The following is a 17,583-nucleotide window of genomic DNA, read 5'->3' on the forward strand; positions in this document are numbered from 1 at the left end:
ACGCCCCTGGGTCGTGGCCCACTCTCGCCGTCCGTGCCGATCAGCCGCCATGTCCTTTGAGCCATACTGGCCACAGATTAGGACATCACACCAGGTGGTAGAACCATGACGGACGGATCCATCCGACCCCACCGGGTCGGCGTGCTCGTTTTTCCCGGCGTCACCCTGCTCGACGTCGCCGGTCCGGCCGAGGTCTTCACCGAAGCGAACCGGTACGGGGCCTCGTACGAGGTCACGCTCCACTCGCCCGACGGCGAACCGGTACGGTCCTCGACCGGCCTGGGGCTGACCGTCGACGGCCCGGTCCCGGCCGTGACCGGGCTCGACACCGTTCTCCTGCCCGGTGCCGAGGCGCTGGCCGTCGCCGGGCTCGATCCCGCACTGGTGACGGCGGCCACCACGATGGCCCGCTCGGCCCGACGGGTGGTCTCCGTCTGCACCGGCGCGTTCCTGCTCGCCGCCACCGGTCTGCTCGACGGCCGTCGCGCCACCACCCACTGGCGGCACGCGGAGACGCTCGCCCGGCGACACCCGAAGGTCGCCGTCGAGGAGGACTCCCTCTACGTCATCGACGGCGAGGTGGCGACCTCGGCCGGCGTCACCGCCGGAATCGACCTCGCCCTGGCCCTGGTGGAGGCCGACCACGGTCCGGCACTGAGCCGGGACGTGGCCCGTTCCCTGGTGGTGTTCCTGCAACGGCCCGGCGGGCAGTCCCAGTTCTCCGCCCCGTCGCGGACGCCCAGGCCGCGCCACCGACCGCTACGCGAACTGCTCGACACCGTCGCCGCCGACCCGGCCGGCGACTACTCCGTACCCGAACTCGCCGCCGCTGCGGGCGTCAGCCCCCGCCACCTGACCCGGCTCTTCCAGCGGGAACTCGGCACCACTCCGGCGCGGCACATCGAGCGCCTCCGGCTCGAGGCGGCGCAGACCCTGCTCGATGCCGGCCACACCGTCACCTCGGCGGCCGGGCGGAGCGGTTTCGGCAGCGACGAGAACCTGCGCCGGGCCTTCATCCAGCACCTCGGCATACCGCCGGCGACCTACCGGCGCCGCTTCGCCAGCACCATCCGGCCCCGCTGACCGGCCCTGGACCACCTGGGTCGCAACCGCCACACCAGCACGCCCGCCAACGCCGCGACCAGCAGGCTCACGGCCGCGGCGACCTGCCGCACCGGCGCGGGCCAAGGCCCCCGGTCCGGGTCGTCGCCCGACCGTACGGTCAGCGTCGGCAGGAGCGCGGTGGCGGCCCGGATCTCGAGCGCCAGGCACGGCTGCGTGTGGTACTCGCAGCTGCTGCCCCGGTCCAGGCGGGTCAGCACGACCGGGTCGCCCCCGCCGACCGGAAGTTCGCTGATGCCGCCCAGGGTGAGCGTGAGGATCCGGTCGGACGAGCGCCAGCCGAGCAGTTGCTCGGCCGAGACCGGGGGCGGCACCGGCGCGTCCGAGACGGCGTCGACGAAGCGGACCTGGTGGGGGTCCGAGGCCCCGGCACCCGAGAACGGGTCGGCGGGTTGGACCGCGAGCAGCCGGCCGTCGGGTGACCAGGCCACCCGGGGCGCCAGGACGAAGCCGTGGGGGATGTCCACCCGGCGCAGCCGCCGCCCGGCCCGGTCGACGATCCAGGTCTCCGCACCGGACTGCACCGCCAACGATTCACCGTCCGGGGAGAACGCCGCCGCCGACACCGACTCCACCCCGGTCACGGTGGTGCTACGGCCGTCGGTCAGGTCGAGCAGGGTGAGTGTCCCCCGCTCCCGGGCGATCTGCTCGACCTCGCCGATGATGGAGGTGCTGCCCTGGTACGGCGCGGCCGAGTAGGCGACGTAGCGGCCGTCCGGCGAGGCGGCGAGCAGGGCGACGGCGGCCGGAGCGGGTAGCCGGAACTGGTGCCGCAGTCCGGTGGAGAGGTCCAGCACCGTGAAGGCGCTGGTGGCCCGGTTCGCTTCGGTCGTGACCACCGCGCGGCCGTCGGCGGTCAGCAGCCAGGGCGTCCCCGGCGCTATCCCGTCGAGCTGCCGGTAGCTGTTGCCGTCGGCACCGAGTGCGAGCCGCTGCCATACATTGATCGTCTCGCCGCTGCCGTACTCGAAGATCATGACTGCCCGGTCCAACGGGGCGTCCCCGATCGTGCCGGTACGGAACGAGAAGGGTGCGAGCCGGTCGGGCAGGCCGACGCCGGCCGTCGGGGTGGCGGGCTGCGGCGACCGGGACGGAAGCGGGCCCAGCCCGAGCAGGCCGACCGCGAGCAGGACAACGAGCAGGACCGACCCGCCGAGCGCCCGCCGACGGCGTACGCCGCGCCGGCCGACCGCCACCAGTCGCTCGGCGTACCCCTCGGGCAGCGCCGGCCCGTCCCCCGGATCGGCTCCCCGGAACAGCTCGCTCACCCGCTGCTCGATCATCAGGACTCCCGCACGTAGTCGGGCATCAGCCGGCGCAACGCGGCGATGGCGAGTGAGGTCTGGCTCTTGACCGTGCCCGAGGAACAGCCGAGCGTCCGGGCGGTCTCGGCCACGTCGAGTCCGTCCCAGAAGCGGAGCACGAGCACCGCGCGTTGCCCGGGTGAGATCCGGGCCAGCGCCGCCATCAGGTCCAGGCGGCTCTCCGTACCCGGGTCCGGGGCCGGCCGGTCGGCGGACTCGGCGAACGTCCGGACCCGCCGGGCCCACCAGCTCTGCCGCTGGTCGAGGAAGGTGTTGACCAGCATCCGGCGGACGTACGCGTCGGGTGACTCGGCGGTCGACGCCTGTGACCAGTACCGGTACAGCTTGAGCAGGGCCGCCTGCACCAGGTCGTGCGCCTCGTGCCAGTCCCCGCAGAGCTGGAAGGCGGTACGGCGCAACGCCACCGTCCGACCGCGGACGTACTCGACGTACGCCTCTTCCTCGTCGGCGCGCATCCGACCCCCTCCCTCGCACCTGATAGACACCAGCAGGGCCGTTCGGGGTTGTGGGCGATGATCGGATTTCTTCGCCGAGGGTACGGTTTCCTCGCCGACGGTACCGACGGCGGCGACCGGTGCACCCTCGGGTGTGATGTGAGGAGTCCAGATGACCTCGGTAGCGGTGACCCGCTTCGGCATTGTCGGCAGTGGCTGGCGTTCGTTGTTCTTCCTTCGACTGGCCCGGCTGCTGCCCCAGTGGTTCGAGGTGACCGGGGTGGTGACCCGGACGGCGGAGCGGGGCGACGAGGTACGGGCCGAGTGGGGTGTGCCGACCTTCCGTACGACGGACGAGTTGCTCGCCCAGGGGCGGCCCGACTTCGTCATCGTCTCGGTGCCCTGGGCAGTGACCCCGGCGGTCACCCGTGAACTGGTCGGCCAGGGGGTACGGGTCCTCGCGGAGACGCCTCCCGCGCCGGACCTGGACGGGCTGCGGTCGCTCTGGGCCGAGGTCGGCGGCAGTGGCCTGGTGCAGGTCGCCGAGCAGTACCTGCTGATGCCCGGCCACGCCGCGCGGCTCGAACTGGTCCGGGCCGGGGTGATCGGGGAGCCGACCTCGGTACAGATCTCGTCGACGCACCTCTACCACGCGGTCTCGCTGATCCGTGGCCTGCTCGGGGTCGACTACGACAGCGCCGAGGTGAGCGCCCGGGCGTTCGTCGCCCCGCTGGCGAACCCGTTGTCTCCGACCGGTTGGAGCGGTGACGGTACGCCGCAGCAGCTCGCCACCACGCTCGCGACGATCGACTTCGGTGGGCGGATGGGCCTGTACGACTTCACCGACAACCAGTGGTGGAACCCGTTGCGGGCCCGGCGGCTGACCGTACGCGGGTCGCTCGGCGAGCTGGTGGACGACACCGTGGTTCGGCTGGTCGACCCGACGACCCCGGTCGAGTCGACGCTGGTACGCCGGCAGACCGGGATCGACCTCAACCTGGAGGGGCTGGACCTGAAGCACATCAGCTTCGACGGGACGGTGGTGTACCGCAACCCGTTCGTCGGCACCGGGCTCTCCGACGACGACATCGCGGTGGCGGACATCGTGGCGCGTACCGGTGCCTGGGCGCGTGGGGAGGCGGCGGCCCCGTACCCGCTCGCGCAGGCGTGTCAGGACCATCTGATCAGCCTGGCCATCGAGGAGTCGGTCCGGACCGGCGTACCGGTGGTCACCGCACGGGAGGACTGGGCCGGCGCCTGAGGTCGGAGCCGGAGGTCGGGGCTGACTCCGTTCCGGGGGTTCCGGACGATTCGTCCCACCTGAGGCCAACCGAGCGCCTATCTTGATCACGGAGTGCGATCCGTCGATCACGAAGAGGTGCCGCCGGTGTTCGCTGCTGTGGGACGGCTCGTGGTCCGCCACCCCGTCTGGGTGATCCTGGCCTGGGTGGCCGCCGCGGTCGGCGTGATCGGCTTCGCGCCGACGCTGACGGCCACCACCGACGAGGCGTCGTTCCTCCCCTCGCACTACGAGTCGATCCGGGCCGCGCAGCTCCAGCAGCAGGCGTTCCCCCGGGCCGCCACACCGGCGGCGATCATCGTGTTCGAACGCCAGGACAACGGACCGCTGACGGAGGCCGACGCGGCGAAGGTGACCTCGATCGCCCAGGCACTGGCCGGGCGGCACATCCCGGACGTCATCAACCTCACCCCGACACCGCCGTCACCCAACCGACTGATCCAGATCATCGCGGTCGAGATGACTCCGCAGCGGGGACCGGGTGACCAGGCGCAGCCGGACGCGGTCAAGGCGCTCCGGGCCGCGCTACCGGACCAGCTCGCGGGCTCCGGGCTCAAGTCCGGCATCACCGGTACGGCCGCGCAGAACCTCGACGCCCAGAAGTCCGGGGACCGGGCCAACGCGATCATCGGAATCACCACGATCGGCCTCATCCTCATCCTGCTGCTGATCATCTTCCGCAGCCCGATCATCGCCATCCTGCCGGTGATCGCGATCGGTCTGGTGTCGCAGATCGCGACCGGGCTGATCGCCTGGGCCAACCAGGCCTTCGACCTCAAGACCGACAGTTCGGTCAGCGCGATGCTGATCGTGGTGCTGTTCGGGGTCGGCACCGACTACATCCTGTTCCTGATGTTCCGCTTCCGGGAACGACTACGGCTCGGCGAGGACCCGAAGACGGCGATGGTGAGCGCGGTCGCGCGGGCTGGTGAGGCGATCGCCTCGGCGGCCGGCGCGGTGATCATCGCGTTCCTGGCCCTGACCCTCTCGACCCTCGGCCTGTTCCGCTCCCTCGGGCCGGCGTTGGCGATCGCGGTCGCCACCACGCTCGTCGCCGGTCTGACGCTGATCCCGGCGATCGTCTCGCTCCTCGGCACGAAGGTGTTCTGGCCGTCGAAGGCGTGGCGGCACGAGCCGCGCGGGGCCCGGTTCGCGGCCATCGGCCGCTCGCTCGGCCGCCGCCCGGCGCTCTACGCGGGGGTGTCCGGGGTCGCGCTGGTCATCCTCGCCGTCTTCTCCTTCGGCTTCCACCCCAACTTCGACCTCAGCAGCGGATCGACCGCCACCGAGTCGGAGTCGAACGTCTGGAGCAAGGAACTGCTCAAGGGACTGCCGGCCGGGGCGACCGAACCCTCCATGGTGTTCCTCCGCTCCGACGCGGGCCAGCCGCTCCCGGCCGACCAGCTCACCGCGTACCGGGCGGCGCTGGCCAAGGTGCCCGGCGTCGGGCAGGTCGGGGAACCCGCACTGTCACCGGACAAGACCGTCGCCGACTTCCAGGTGACGTTGGCGAACACCCCGCAGTCCGCCGCCGCGCTGCGTACGGTCAAGGGCCCGCTGCGCGACACCGCGCACTCGGCCGCCCCGGACGGCACCACCGCGCTCGTCGGCGGCATCACCGCGGTCTTCGTCGACATCCAGGCGGCGGTGAACCGGGACTACGCCGTGGTGTTCCCGGTCGCGGCCGTGCTCATCATGATTATTCTCGGACTGCTGCTCCGCAGCGTGGTGGCGCCCTGGTACCTCATCCTCTCCGTCGGGCTGGGCTTCGCCGCCACCCTCGGCGCCACCGTGCTGATCTTCCAGGACGCCCTCGGCGAACCCGGCCTGATCTTCATCCTGCCGGTGATCATGTATCTCTTCGTGGTCGCGCTCGGCACCGACTACAACATCCTCATGGTGGCCCGGCTCCGGGAGGAGGCCCGCGAGGGACGCGACCCCCGCGACGCCGCCGCCATGGCGATCCGGCACGCCGGACCGACCATCGCCGCCGCCGGTCTCATCCTCGCCGGTACGTTCGCCTCACTGATGCTGGCCGGCAACAGCACCCTCACCCAGATGGGCTTCGCCATCTCGGCCGGAATCGCGATCGTCGCCTTTGTCATGTCGCTCTTCCTCACCCCCGCCATCACCGCCCTGCTCGGACACACCGCGTGGTGGCCCGGCCACGCTGACGTCGATCGTGAGGCGCCCCGACCGGGCGCACACCGGCTGGATCGCCCCTGACCGGACCCCCGGGGCCAGCCGCCCGTACCTGTCCCGTACGTGGAATTTACCGAATTCGTACCGGACCGGCCTATGGTCGCCGCATGGCCTCCCCGGACGCGATCGCCCACCTGCTGCGCCGCGCGACCTTCGGCCCGACCGCCGACGAGGTCGACGCCGCCGTACGCGCGGGGTTCGACGCCACCCTGGACCGTCTGCTCGAACCGGTCGGCACCGACCCCGGCGCGTCCGCTTCCCCGACCCCGAAACTCGGCCCCGATCCCTACTCGACGATTGGCAAATCGGCCAGCCGGGAGCAACGGCAGGAGGCCAACAAGCGGCGTACGGAGCAGGTGCGCCAGCTCCAGCAGTGGTGGCTGGAACGGATGGTCACCGCCGAGCACCAGCTCACCGAGAAGTTGGTCTTCTTCTGGCACGGCCACTGGGCCACCAGCGTGCAGAAGGTCAAGTCCGCACCGCTCATGCTCGGACAGTTGGACACCCTGCGGCGGTACGGGCGGGGCGGGTTCGACGCCCTGGTGGCCGCGATGGTCCGCGACCCGGCGATGATCCTCTGGCTCGACGGCGAGAAGAACACCCGCAAGGCGCCGAACGAGAACCTCGCCCGCGAGTTGATGGAACTCTTCACCCTCGGCATCGGCCACTACACCGAGCCGGACGTCAAGGCCGGGGCGAAGGCGTTGACCGGTTGGGCCGTCGACCGCGCGACCGGGGTGGCCCGCCTCGAACCGAAGCGGCACGACACCGACCCGAAGACGATCCTCGGCCGGACCGACACCTTCGACGCGGACTCGTACGCCCGGCTGCTCGCCGCTCAACCGCAGGCGGCGGAGTTCGTCCGGAACCGGCTCTGGGCCCGCTTCGCCGGCACCGACACCCCGCCGACCGGCGGATCCGGATCGGTCGGCGCCGGACCCGACATCACCGCGATGCTGCGGGCGGTGCTCACCGACCCCGCCTTCGCGCGGTCCCGTGGCCAACTGGTCAAGCAGCCGGTGGAGTGGGCGGTGGGGGCGATGCGTCAGCTCGGCATCCGCCCGTCCGCCCTCTCCGAGCAGCAGCGCAAACAGGTGCAGTCGGGACTGTCCGGGATGGATCAGGTCCTGCTGCGGCCGCCGAGCGTCGGGGGTTGGCCGGCCGGCACGGCCTGGTTGACCACCTCGTCCCTGCAGGCGCGGATGCGGCTGGCCGACCTCCTCGCCACGGCCGCCGGACCGGTGGCCGGCCAACGGCTCGGCGCCGCACCGGAGGCCGGTCGGGTCGACGCGCTGGCCCGGCTGCTCGTGGTGGACCGCTGGACCGAACGCACCCGGGCCGCGCTCGCCCCACTGGCCGCCAAACCGGATCGGCTGATCGCGGCCGGCCTGGTGAGCCCCGAGTACACCGTCAGCTGAGCGGAGACACCCACGTGGACATCCTGACCCGGCGCAAGTTCCTCATCGCCAGCGGTGTGGTGGGCGCGGGCGCCCTCGCCGCAGGCGCCGCCGCGTACACCCTGACCGATCTGCTGGCGACCGGGAACGAACAGGGACCCGGTGGCCGCACCCTGGTCCTGGTGACGCTCTACGGCGGCAACGACGGGCTGAACACGGTGGTGCCGTACGCCGATCCGGCCTATCACGACGCGCGGCCGGAGATCGCGTACTCGGCCGAGGAGGTCAAGCGGCTCGACGACTCCGTCGGGCTCAACCCGGCCATGGGCGGCCTGCACGGACTCTTCGGCCAGGGACGGCTGGCGATCGTCCGTGGGGTCGGCTACCCGAAACCGGACCGCAGCCACTTCCGCTCGATGGACATCTGGCAGACCGCCTCCCCGGACCGGCCCGGGAACACCGGATGGATCGGGCGGTGGCTGGACGGTGCCGGCGGCGACCCCCGCCTCGCGGTCTCCTTCGAGTCTGCGCTGCCACCGCTGCTGGCCGGTGTGCACGGTGCCGGGGCCTCGGTGCCGGTGGCCGGGCGCGCGATGCGGGGCGGGCTGCCGGACCGGACCCTGGCCGCGTTCGCCGCCGACAGCCCGGACGAGTCGCCGGCCCAGGCTCGCGCGGCAGCCTGCTTCGCCGACCTCAGGTCGGTCGACCAGATGATCGCCCAGGTACGGGACGCGGCCGAGGAGCCCGTCGACGGGACCGACCCGGAGCGGCCGGCGGCTACCTCCACCGGTGGGGCGCGTACGTCCCTGGAGGCGCAGCTCGACCTGGTCGCCCAGTGCGTGGAGGCGAGGGTGGCGACCCGGGTCTTCTCGGTGTCGCTCGGCGGGTTCGACAGTCACGCCGACGAGAAGCAGCTACAGGCTGTCCTGCTGGGCCAGGTGGACCGGGCGCTCAGCGGGTTCGCGGCGCGGATGTCGCGGACCGAGGCCGGCCGTGAGGTGGTGGTCGCGGTCTACTCCGAGTTCGGTCGACGGGTACGCGCCAACGCGTCGGAGGGGACCGACCACGGCACCGCGTCCAACGTCTTCCTGCTCGGTGCCGGGGTACGCGGCGGCCTCTACGGCGAGCAGCCGAGCCTGACCGACCTGGACGACGGCGACCTCAAGTTCACCGTCGACTTCCGGGACGTCTACGCCACGCTGCTCGATCGGGTGCTGGGTGCCGACCCGGGTCAGGTGCTCGCCGACTGGCCCGGTCGCCGGGACGACCTCTTCGACCGGGTCTGAGGCACGCGCCCGGTTCTGAGGCATCCGCTCAGCGGTCGCCCAGGGTCTCGTCGGCTTCTTCCCGGTTGCCGGCGAGGACCGTCACCTCGGCGTACCGCGCCGCGGCGATCTCGGCGAACTCCTCGACCAGGGGTGACGGGTTGCCCTCGGCCCAGGCCAGGCAGACCTGGTTGGGCGCGAGGTCGTCGACCGGGACGTGGGTGACGTCGGGTCGGGTGTAGAACGTGGCGGTCGACAGCGGCAGCACCGCCACCCCGCCGTACGCCGCGACGTGCTCCAGCTTCTCCTCGACCGAGTGGAGCGCGGGTCGGGCGAGCGGGTTCGGCTCGGCCGACCGGTTCGGCAGGTCACGCCATTCCGGGACCGCGTCGGGGTCCTGGAGCAGGCGCTCCTCGACCAGCTCGACGAGGTCGATCGACTCCTTGCCGGAGAGTCGGTGGTCGGCGGGGAGGACCACCACGCGAGGCTCGCTGAAGAGCGGCCGGAGGCGCAGGCCACGCTGGTCCACCGGGAGCCGTACGTAGCTGACGTCGGCTCGCCCCTCGCGCACGACCTCTACCTGATCGTTCCAGGAGGTGCGGACGACGCCGACGGTGAGGTCGGGGTGCCGCGCGGCGAGGGCGCGGGACTCGGCGGTGACGATGATGCCGGGCATGAAGGCGATGGTGAAGGTCGGCCGGCCGTGTGCGGCCCGGCGTACCCGTCGGTGCAGGGCCTCGGCGGAGGCGAGCAGGGGGCGGGCGTCCTCCAGCAGTTGCCGGCCCGCCTCGGTCGATACGGTCGATCGCCGGTCCCGGGCGAAGAGCTGGACCCCGAGTTCGTGCTCCAGGGCCCGGATCTGCCGGGACAGGACCGGCTGGGCGATGTGCAACCGCTGCGCGGCGCGGCCGAAGTGCAGTTCCTCGGCCACCGCGACGAAGTACCGCAGCTTACGAAGATCGACATCCATTCGGTCCCCCTTCCTGGCGGTTCCACGATACCCGGCGGGTATGAATGACTTGATGCCCACCGGGCATCACAGGCGCCAGAAGAGGTCTTGGACGGCACCGGGGCGGCCGGTGGAGGGTTGGGAACCGGCACCGCCACACCCACGAACCGAACCGGAAGGACAAGATTATGAACCTCGCTGACCAGCGCGTTCTCGTACTCGGTGGAACCTCGGGAATCGGACTCGCCACCGCCGCCCTGGCCGCCCGCGAGGGTGCTCAGGTCGTGGTGGCCTCCAGCAACCAGCGCAGCGTCGACCGGGCCCTGGCAACCCTGCCCGACGGCAGCGCGGGATATGCCGTCAACCTCACCGACCCGGCCGACGTGGCCCGGCTCTTCGAGGGGACCGGCCCCTTCGACCATCTGATCTACACCGCCGGTGAACCGCTCGCCCTGATGTCGCTCGACGCCCTCGACCTCGCCGCCGCCCGCACCGCCTTCGAGCTGCGCTACTTCGGTGCGCTGTCGACGGTCAACGCGGCCCTGCCCTACCTCCGCCGGGACGGGTCGATCACGTTCACCACCGGCACGGCCAACTACCGGCCGAGTTCGGGCTGGTCGGTGGCGGCCAGCATCACCGGAGCAATCGACGCCCTGGTCCGCGCCCTCGCGGTCGAACTCGCACCGGTCCGGGTCAACGCCGTCTCGGCTGGCGTGATCCGCTCCCCACTCTGGGACTCGTTGCCGGACGAGACCCGCGAGCAGATGTACGCCCAGCTCGGCGAGAAGCTGCCGCTGGGTCGGGTGGGCGAACCGGAGGAGGTGGCCGAAGCCTTCGTCTACCTGCTGCGGTCCAGCTACGCCACCGGGACGATCGTGACCGTCGACGGCGGCACCCTGGTCGCCTGAGCGAAACCCATGGCACAGCGGCTACGCCGGGCCATGGCGATCTTCGCGATCCACGCGAGCTGGCTCGTGCTGCGGGAACGTGGCGGCACCGCGATGCGGGGTAAGGAAGGGGCCCTTGTTAACGCATAGCGTTAACAAGGGCCCCTTCCTTACCCTCAGGCGGGGACGAAGCGGGCGGCGTCGACGACCACGTAACCGTTGGTGTTCTCGGTACGGACCAGCACGCTGCCGGCCGAGCCGGCGGCGAACGGGTAGGTACCGACCGGGACCCACTGGCCGCCGGCCGAGCGCTGGTCGACGGTACGGTTCGCGATCCCGCCACTGTGCACGATGTCGACCGGTACGTTGCTCGCCCGGTTCTCGTGCGCGGTCCAGCGCAAGTAGACGCTGTACGTCCCCGCCGCCGGCAGTGTCGGGGTGAACCGCATCCGGTTCACGCCCTTGCCGGTGTTGTCGTCGTGCTCATAGTCGGGACCGTAGTAGCCGCCGATCGCGGTGCTCCCCAGCCAGGTGCCGGCCCGGGTGACCCCGCTACCGGCCCGGCTGTCCAGGATCACCTCACCGGTGGCCGGCGGCGGCCAGACCAGCAGCTGCCCGTCGGCGAGCAGCCGGGTACGCAACCTCGGGTAGTCGAGATCCTGCAGGGCCACGCCGGCATCGAGCGCCAGCATCGCCGCGGTCGCCGCGGACTGGCCGAGGATCATGAAGACCGGCTCCATCCGGATCGACCCGTACGCGATGTGGCTCGCGGCGAGGCAGACCGGGACCGTCAGATTGGCGCACTGGATCCTGGCCGGCACGATCGACCGGTAACTGATCGAGTAGGGCCCCGGTACGCCGATCTGCACGTCACCCTCGTTGCGTACCTGGCCGTTCACCACGACCCGCTGGCAGTTGTGCGAGTCCATGGTGTAACTGGCGAGGCCGACCGGGTCGGCGACCGTCTCCTGACCACGGCAGTTGCGCTCGGTCATCACGTACGCCGAGACCATCCGCCGCGCCTCGCGTACGTAGAGCTGGGGTGGCCAACCCCCGGTGCTGGTGAACTCGTCGGCGGCCAGGCCCCACGACGAGGTCGACGCCCGTACCGACGCCGGCAACCGGGAGTCGTTGGCCAGGAACCACATCAGCCCCTGCTGGTACGCGCGGTGGTCGGCCGCCATGCTGTCGCGAGCGGCATGACTCGCGGTCGGGTAGGCGTAGTTGGCGCCGATGAAGTCGGTGGAGAACGCCCCGTTGTTGTTGGAGTCGGTCTTGCCGTTGCCCACGCCGTGGGTGGTGAAGAACGGACCGGACCAGCCCGCCTGGACGTAGCGCGCCAGCAGTTCGTAGTCGGCGGCGGCGTAGCCGGCCGGTCGGGGGAACGGGATCCGGTTCGCGGCCTGGGTCAGGCACATCCGGTAGTTGTATGCCTGGATGAGGCCGTCCCCGGTGCCGTTCGGCGCGACCGGGGCGGCGGAGATGCCCGGCAGCAGGCCACTCGCCGGACTGCCCGGTACGACGTACGGGTCGACCGGGAAGTTGAACTGGTGGCCGCCGCGTAGCTGGACCCCGTTGATGGTCTCGCCGTAGGTGGCGTTGCTCTCCCGGCCGACCGTCCAGGCCACCCCGGCCCGGTGCATCAGGTCACCCTCGTAGCTGGCGTCGACGAACATCGGGCCCCGGAACAGTTGACCGTTCTCGGTGACCAGCTCGGTGATCCGGTTGCCGGCCATGGTGACACCGGTCAGGCGTACGCCGTGGTAGACCGGCACCCCCGACTCCGCCAGCAGATCGTCGAAGACCGCGCGGGCGACGTGCGGTTCGAAGGTGAACCGGGCCGGCGAGGTCGGGGTGACCGGGGTGCCGGCGTACTTGGCGTGCACCCGCCGGTAGAACTCCCCGGCGATTCCCTTGATCGCGGCCTGGGTGCCACTGTCGGTCATACCGAGCCCACCGGTGGTCAGGCCGCCGAGGTGGGCGCCCGGTTCCAGGATCACGGTGGTGCGACCCATCCGGCGGGCCTGCACCGCGGCGACGATGCCGGCCGAGGTGGCGCCGTAGACCACCAGGTCGGCCTGGACCACGGCGGCGGCGAGGGCGGAAGCGGGAATCGCCGGGATGCCGGCGACGACGACGGTGGCGCCGCCGACACGCAGCAGCGTGCGGCGGGTGATCGGGTACGGCATGCGGGCGGGCTCCTCCGGTGGGTGGATTCAGGAGCGCGCCGCCGCATCCTCCGACTCACCCACGACTTTCCGTGCCCCGCCCCACGATGTCAAGGTCGTCGATCCGCCCGGCGACGGTCGACGCCGCCGGTTCCCGGTCGCGGCCCTCGTAGCCGTCCCGTCCCACGGAGCCGTCGCGGCCCTCGTAGAGGTCGAGGTAGAGCTGGTTCAGTTCGTCGGCGAGGTCGCCCACCCGCTCCGGCCGGACGATGTCGTGTGCCAGCCCCAGTTCCCCGCCGAGCCGGTGCACCCGCAACGGCAGGTCGTTCGCGTCGGCCAGCTTCCGGGGCAGGTCGACGGCGGCGCCCTGGTCGATCGACTCGTCGTTGACCGAGAACGCCACCGCCACGCTGCGCAGGTCGCTGCGGCCGGGCAGCGCCGGCAGGTTGATCGTGATGCGCAGGTACTGGGAGAGCGCCGAGAGCCAGAACCCGGTCCCGGTCACCTGGCGGTCGGGCAGGATCCGGAACCCGAACAGTACGGTCAGCGGCTTGATCAGATAGCTCGGCGCCTTCGCCGGGTTCACCCCGTAGAACGGGGCGAGGACGAGCAGCCGGCGGACCACGTCGGCGCGGTACTGGGCCAGCCAGGTGCCGAGTACGGCTCCGCCGGAGATGCCGACGACCCCGACCTCCTCCCCCAGCCCGGCCGCGATGGTGATCGACTCGTTCGCGTACCCGACCAGTTCGGTCGCGGTGAGCCGCCCCTCCTCCCGCCGGTCGACCAGTCCGTGCCGGGGTGCGCGCGGTACGTAGACGTTGTAGCCGTGTGCGAAGTAGAACCGGGCCAGGTTCGCGTACTGGGCCGGTGAGACGGTGTAGCCGTGCAGCATCAGGACGGCTCGGGAGGTGCGGACCCCGTGGGAGAGCAGCACGCTCCCGCCCTCCGGGGTCACCTCCGGGTCGTCCCGGTCGGCGGCGACCGCCTCCTCCGCCCGTGCCATCGCGGCGGGGTAGTCGAGCGACTCGACCAGCGCGTGCCGCAGCCGTCCGTGACGCAGCGGCCACGCGTACACGACCAGCACCGGCAGGAGCAGCAGCAGGACCAGCAGCCCGACCGCGACGACCAGCCAGGGCAGAAGACCGCCGACGGGAAACGCCGCCGAGTGGAGCGAGGAGTAAGTCAAAGTTCACCTGCCGTCACCGGAGCTGACGTCGACCTGCCGGGCGTACGTACGACAAACGGTAGTGACGGTGGCCCCGCAGGCGCTCGCGGCTGTGGTCGGGATCATGTCCGTTCCGGCCGCCGAAGAGGTTCCGTGCGTTGCCCTGCTTGAAAAGCATCACAATCTCACCGAGAGTCGGATCTGCGACTCTGCCCCGCGACAACCGTCTACCCAGCTCAGTAGCCTGATGAAGGGGGTCGGGTGGGGTTCAGCCCGCCTGTTGCGACTACCTAGGGTGGGGATCATGAGGAAAGCTGCGGCAGCTCGCCGAAGCGCGCTCGCCCTGGTGCTGGCGCTGGTGGTGATCGGGGTGGGGTTCGGTCTCCGGACCGCCGCGGACGCCGGCTCGCCGCCCCCGTCCCCCGCCGCCCTGCTCGGCCCCGACTACGTCGACATCACCACGGTGCCCGGTGGGCACGCCGACCCGGACCCGGTCCCCGGCGCCGCGACCGGCACCTACACCTGGGACTGCGGCCGCAACGCCAACGGCCATCGCAACACGGCGAACGTGGTGGTGGTGCCGGGCATGCCGGGCCCGCCGCACCACGTGCACGACTACGTGGGCAACCTCTCCACCGATGTCGACTCCACCGTCGAGAGCCTCGTCGGCGGCGACACCACCTGCGCCAACGGCGACAGGTCGACCTACTACTGGCCGGTGCTGCGTACGCTGCCCGACGGCCACGGCGAGCACCCCGACCCTGCCACGCCGACCACCGGGCAGGACACGAAGGCGGGTGCTCCGGTCGAGCACCTGGGCGAGATCCAGCTGCCGGTCTCGTTCACGCTCACCTTCTACGGCAACCCACGGACCCCGGTGGTCCCGATGCCGTCGCTGCTGCGCGCCACCATGGGCGACGCGGTCGCGATCACCAACGGTGGGGCGCGGGCACAGGCCACCTGGACCTGCTCCGACACCCCGGACCGGCGTACCACCCGGTATCCGGTCTGCGGGCCCGGTCAACAGATCGTCCGGATCTTCGACTTCCCCAGTTGCTGGGACGGGCGACGGCTGGACAGCGCCGACCACCGGCAGCACCTGGTCTTCCCGGTCGCCGGCGGCGGATGCCCGGTCGCGACCTTCGCGGTGCCGCGACTGCGTCTGGTCGCGAGCTACGACCTGCCGCCCGGCACCCGCTACCAGATCGACGCGTTCGGCGGTCAGCACAACAGCCCGCTCACCGACCACGCCTTCTTCGTCAACCTCTTCCCCACGTCGCTGATGGCGCAGGTGGTGCGCTGTCTCAACGCCGGCGAGGTCTGCGACGACAAGGACGCCACGGTCCGGTGAGGACCCGGTGACCGTACGGCCACCGGACCGTCGAACGGATCGAGGAGTCGAGCACACCGGGCCCTGACCGGCGTCGGCCGTACCCCGGTCACTGCGGACGACCGACCTCGAACCGGCCGTCGTCCGAGGTGACGACGATCGTGACGGTCCGTTGTTCCCCGTCGACCAGGACCACGCACGGGAATCTCGTGCCGACCCGTACCGGCTGACCGGCCGGGCAGTTCACCGCGCCGACCTCGACCTGGTAGCTGTTACGCAACACGTCCGTGACGCCGACCTGCAGGGCCGCCCCGTCGAAGACCTTCTTGTTGAGGAAGCCGGGCCAGACGAGGCCCAGTACGACCACCAGGGCGACCAGCCCCAGCACCGGACCGGTGACCAGGAGCGCGCGGCGTACCGTCGGCACCCGCCACCGGGGCCGCCGGTCGGACTGCCCCGGGTCCTGGACCGGCCGCGACTGCGACGCCGGCCCCCACTGCGGTACGGGCGCCGGCCCCCACTGCGGTGCCGGCACCGGCCCCCACCGGGGTACGGGAGCCGCCGCGCCGTCGCCGGAGGCCGGCCCCGGGCTGCCGCCGGGGGGCTGGCCCCAAGGCTGCGGGTCGTTGCTGCCGAACGGTCCGTACGGGCTGGTCATCTTCGTCTCCCGAAGTCGGTGGCCGGATCAGTAGCCGGCGGCGGTGGGCGCGGAGATCGCCTGCGGGGCGGCCTTGGTCTTGCCCCCGGCCGGGCTGATCGCGAACCAGGTGCCACCGACCCCCTGGCCGAGGATGTCGCCCCGCGCCTTGTCCTTGGCGAAGTGGTAGACCGGCCAGCCGTTGATGGTCACCTGACAGGTGCCGTCGGCCCGCTCGACGTAGCCGACCAGTTGCGGGTCGACGCCGCTGGGGTAGATCGCACCCGGCGACTTGATCAGCAGCGGCGGCCAGGTCTTGGCGCAGTCACCGTTGCAGTTGGACTTCGACGGCTGGGCCGTGTCCTTGTCGAAGCGGTAGAGCGTCCTGCCCTGACCGTCGGCCACGAACGCACCGATCTGCGCCGAGGCGGTGCTGTTGAGCTGGACGATGTTGCTCCCCTGGCCGGTGTCGGGCGTCGGCGAGAGCGGTACGTCGGAGGGACCGCTGTAGATCTTCACCCGCCGCTGGGTCTTGGCCACCACCGGCGGCGTGACCGGAGCGGAACTTGGGGCGTCCCCGATCACCTCGGGCGTCGTCTCGGTGCTGGGGGCGACGGGCACGGCCCCGATCGTCGCGGTCGTGGTCGGGACCGTGGCGGTGGCGGTCGCGGCGCCGTTGTCGCCACAGGCGGCCAGGGCCACCAGGCCGGTCAGGGCGATCGCGGCGTACGCGATTTTGCGGGGCAGCTTCATGACTTGTCCACCTCTTGATGGTCGTGTCCGCGTGGGTGCCGACGACTTGTCGGACCCGGTTCGGCATGCACACGGAACGAATCGCGAACCGGTTCAACCGGCGTGCGAAATCGTCGTCGGACCGGTCGTCGAAAAATTCGCTGAACCGATTCCGACGGCGGTCCGTGTGGATGGTGGCAACGGCGACGGGGACTTCGAAGCGAGACCGCCGAGCCCCTGTCGTTGGCACTTCTCATCCACGAGGAAAGCGGGAAACGTCATGGCGACCTACCACATCCAGACCGAGGACATGCAGGAGTCGGCGAGCTGGCTGCAGCAGAACATGCAGACGCTGCTGGACGGGATGAACCAGGCCAAGAGCAAGATTGACACCCTGATCCAGGGTGGCTACAACACCCCGGCCGCGCAGGCGAAGTTCGGTCCGTACTTCGACGAGTACAAGTCGAGTGTGGACCAGACCCTGCAGGGCATGGAGGGCATCAGCCAGTACCTCCAGCAGGTCGGTACGGCGTTCGAGGACACCGACACCCAGACCGGAAACAGCCTCGGCTGAATCGGGGACATCAAGGCCGCGCGGTGGATCGCCACCGCGCGGCCTTGTCCGTTTCCCGCCCGAAACATTCGACCGGTTCCCACCGGGACCAACCGA

The 17,583-nt window shown here is 71.2% G+C and carries 15 protein-coding genes; 8 read left to right on the top strand and 7 right to left on the bottom strand.

All coding sequences use genetic code 11. The annotated features are described in order from the left end of the window. Nucleotides 1–105 precede the first annotated feature (105 nt). Nucleotides 106–1,083, top strand: coding sequence for a GlxA family transcriptional regulator (locus tag BDK92_RS02610; protein ID WP_121154228.1), 978 nt, complete (start codon nucleotides 106–108; stop codon nucleotides 1,081–1,083). On the opposite strand, the gene BDK92_RS02615 is transcribed toward BDK92_RS02610, so the two are convergent. Both BDK92_RS02615 and BDK92_RS02620 read right to left on the bottom strand, forming a co-directional pair. Continuing rightward, nucleotides 1,044–2,405 (bottom strand): WD40 repeat domain-containing protein, encoded by a 1,362-nt coding sequence (locus BDK92_RS02615; protein WP_121154230.1) that lies wholly within the window; start codon nucleotides 2,403–2,405, stop codon nucleotides 1,044–1,046. The two genes, BDK92_RS02610 and BDK92_RS02615, sit on opposite strands and share 40 nt — an antisense overlap. Next, nucleotides 2,405–2,902: a SigE family RNA polymerase sigma factor gene (locus tag BDK92_RS02620; RefSeq protein WP_121154232.1), complete on the bottom strand. Its 498-nt coding sequence runs from the start codon at nucleotides 2,900–2,902 to the stop codon at nucleotides 2,405–2,407. Before BDK92_RS02620 ends, BDK92_RS02615 begins: the two co-directional genes overlap by 1 nt. Nucleotides 2,903–3,053: 151 nt before the next feature. Here BDK92_RS02620 and BDK92_RS02625 point away from each other — a divergent pair, with 151 nt between their 5' ends. The 4 genes from BDK92_RS02625 (at nucleotide 3,054) to BDK92_RS02640 (ending at nucleotide 9,066) form a co-directional block, all read left to right on the top strand. Further along, entirely contained in the window at nucleotides 3,054–4,142 is a 1,089-nt protein-coding gene (locus tag BDK92_RS02625; protein WP_121154234.1) for a Gfo/Idh/MocA family protein, read from the top strand. A 126-nt stretch (nucleotides 4,143–4,268) separates the two neighbouring features. Beyond that, nucleotides 4,269–6,407 carry an MMPL family transporter gene (locus BDK92_RS02630; protein ID WP_121161534.1) on the top strand — a complete coding sequence of 713 codons (2,139 nt, stop codon included), beginning with the start codon at nucleotides 4,269–4,271 and terminating at the stop codon, nucleotides 6,405–6,407. Between the two features lie 83 nt (nucleotides 6,408–6,490). Further along, entirely contained in the window at nucleotides 6,491–7,801 is a 1,311-nt protein-coding gene (locus BDK92_RS02635; protein WP_121154236.1) for a DUF1800 domain-containing protein, read from the top strand. A 14-nt stretch (nucleotides 7,802–7,815) separates the two neighbouring features. Then, a complete protein-coding gene (locus BDK92_RS02640) occupies nucleotides 7,816–9,066 on the top strand; it encodes a DUF1501 domain-containing protein (RefSeq protein ID WP_121154238.1) in 1,251 nt (416 codons plus the stop codon). A 28-nt stretch (nucleotides 9,067–9,094) separates the two neighbouring features. On the opposite strand, the gene BDK92_RS02645 is transcribed toward BDK92_RS02640, so the two are convergent. Beyond that, nucleotides 9,095–10,015 carry a LysR family transcriptional regulator gene (locus BDK92_RS02645; RefSeq protein WP_121154240.1) on the bottom strand — a complete coding sequence of 307 codons (921 nt, stop codon included), beginning with the start codon at nucleotides 10,013–10,015 and terminating at the stop codon, nucleotides 9,095–9,097. A gap of 167 nt (nucleotides 10,016–10,182) precedes the next feature. On the opposite strand from BDK92_RS02645, the gene BDK92_RS02650 reads away from it, so the two are divergent. Then, complete coding sequence (locus BDK92_RS02650) at nucleotides 10,183–10,902, top strand: SDR family oxidoreductase (protein WP_121154242.1); 720 nt, start codon at nucleotides 10,183–10,185, stop codon at nucleotides 10,900–10,902. 155 nt (nucleotides 10,903–11,057) lie between these two features. Here BDK92_RS02650 and BDK92_RS02655 read toward each other — a convergent pair whose 3' ends face one another. Further along, nucleotides 11,058–13,070 carry an FAD-dependent oxidoreductase gene (locus BDK92_RS02655; RefSeq protein WP_121154244.1) on the bottom strand — a complete coding sequence of 671 codons (2,013 nt, stop codon included), beginning with the start codon at nucleotides 13,068–13,070 and terminating at the stop codon, nucleotides 11,058–11,060. A 55-nt stretch (nucleotides 13,071–13,125) separates the two neighbouring features. Further along, the gene (locus BDK92_RS02660) at nucleotides 13,126–14,235 is read right to left on the bottom strand and encodes an alpha/beta hydrolase (RefSeq protein WP_121154246.1); all 1,110 of its coding nucleotides are present in this window, start codon (nucleotides 14,233–14,235) and stop codon (nucleotides 13,126–13,128) included. A 283-nt stretch (nucleotides 14,236–14,518) separates the two neighbouring features. Between BDK92_RS02660 and BDK92_RS02665 the strand changes: the two genes are divergently transcribed. Next, entirely contained in the window at nucleotides 14,519–15,565 is a 1,047-nt protein-coding gene (locus BDK92_RS02665; RefSeq protein WP_121154248.1) for a DUF1996 domain-containing protein, read from the top strand. A gap of 88 nt (nucleotides 15,566–15,653) precedes the next feature. On the opposite strand, the gene BDK92_RS02670 is transcribed toward BDK92_RS02665, so the two are convergent. Both BDK92_RS02670 and BDK92_RS02675 read right to left on the bottom strand, forming a co-directional pair. Continuing rightward, nucleotides 15,654–16,202, bottom strand: coding sequence for a DUF4333 domain-containing protein (locus tag BDK92_RS02670; RefSeq protein ID WP_121154250.1), 549 nt, complete (start codon nucleotides 16,200–16,202; stop codon nucleotides 15,654–15,656). A 27-nt stretch (nucleotides 16,203–16,229) separates the two neighbouring features. Next, nucleotides 16,230–16,934, bottom strand: coding sequence for a hypothetical protein (locus BDK92_RS02675; protein ID WP_121154252.1), 705 nt, complete (start codon nucleotides 16,932–16,934; stop codon nucleotides 16,230–16,232). Between the two features lie 259 nt (nucleotides 16,935–17,193). Here BDK92_RS02675 and BDK92_RS38735 point away from each other — a divergent pair, with 259 nt between their 5' ends. Next, nucleotides 17,194–17,487: a WXG100 family type VII secretion target gene (locus tag BDK92_RS38735; protein WP_170208458.1), complete on the top strand. Its 294-nt coding sequence runs from the start codon at nucleotides 17,194–17,196 to the stop codon at nucleotides 17,485–17,487. The last annotated feature ends 96 nt before the right edge of the window (nucleotides 17,488–17,583 follow it).

Source organism: Micromonospora pisi, from assembly GCF_003633685.1.
Lineage (GTDB): Bacteria > Actinomycetota > Actinomycetes > Mycobacteriales > Micromonosporaceae > Micromonospora_G > Micromonospora_G pisi.